Below are 1,034 nucleotides of genomic sequence, written 5' to 3' on the forward strand. Positions count from 1 at the left end.
CTGGGGCGTGGGAGGGCGCCGTGGAGCGTCTGGGCGGGGGAGGGGGCTGCTCCAGGCTGCCCAGGCTGGCGGCGCCGCGCGACGTGCTGGGCGCCATCCCGTCCTGCTGCTGCGCGGCCCGGGCGCCGCCGCCTTCATTGCGCTCCGTCTCCCCTGAACGGGCGGAAGCGGCGCCGTCCTGGGGGCCAGACTGCTCCGCGCCGCCCTTGCCGGAAGCGCCCTTGGCGGCGCCGCCCTTGACGGCGAGTCCGCCCTTGGCGGGGACGCCCTTCCCGGTGGCCTTGCCCGGGGTTTTTCCCTCCCCGGACTGCTGCGCCTTCTCACCCTTCTCCTGCGCGGGGCCCTGAAGGGGGAGTCCCGGGCGGGGGAGGCCAGATGGAAGGCGGACACTCATGGACGGGGGCCTCGCGAGGGGGGAATCAGGCCAGGTTCTTCAGGTGGACGACGAGGTTGCTGTTGTTGCTGCCCAGCGTGCTCGCGTCATCCGTGGGGATGACGTAGCCCTGATCCGCGCCGACGTGCTTGCGGAAGAAGTCTACCACCTCCGGATCCTGCACGTTGGAGGTGGTGCTCTTCTTGATGCCGTACGCCGCGCCGTCCGCTCCCTTGGCCTTCACGGAGTCCGGCGCGGAGTCGAGCAGGTTCTCCATCGTGCCCGACAGGCGGCCGCCGCCCTCCGCCTGCATCGTCATCGCGGCGTTGTGGCCCTCGATGTAGCTGACGTCGTAGTACGTCTGCCCGAACCCGCCGTCGAACTTCACTTCACCGAGCGTCGCGTTCTTGCCGTCGCCGTTGTCGCTGCGGAAGTTGCCGGACCAGTTGTCCGGGAACTGCACCGTCTTGCTCTCGCCGGGCTTGAGCGTGACGGAGTCGATGGCCTTCTCGCCCGCGTTGGGGGTGAAGTTCACCGTCATCGGCTTGTCGCCGTCGTTGTTGAGGGTGATGGTGTTCTTGCCCTTCGACGCGCCCGGGGCGCCCACGGACGGGGGCCCGGAGACGGGCGCCTCCTGCTTGGGGGCCACCGCGGCCGGGCT

Annotated in this window: 1 protein-coding gene and 1 pseudogene; both read right to left on the reverse strand. The window is 70.7% G+C overall.

Annotated elements, in window-relative coordinates; all coding sequences use genetic code 11:
* Nucleotides 1-394 (reverse strand): hypothetical protein (locus ACLEQD_RS44105; RefSeq protein ID WP_410391890.1); only part of this gene is annotated, 394 nt, incomplete at its 3' end.
* A 25-nt stretch (nucleotides 395-419) separates the two neighbouring features.
* A pseudogene (locus ACLEQD_RS44110) lies at nucleotides 420-1,034 on the reverse strand (hypothetical protein); the annotation flags it as partial.

Source organism: Corallococcus sp. 4LFB, assembly GCF_046520365.1.
Taxonomy (GTDB): domain Bacteria; phylum Myxococcota; class Myxococcia; order Myxococcales; family Myxococcaceae; genus Corallococcus; species Corallococcus caeni.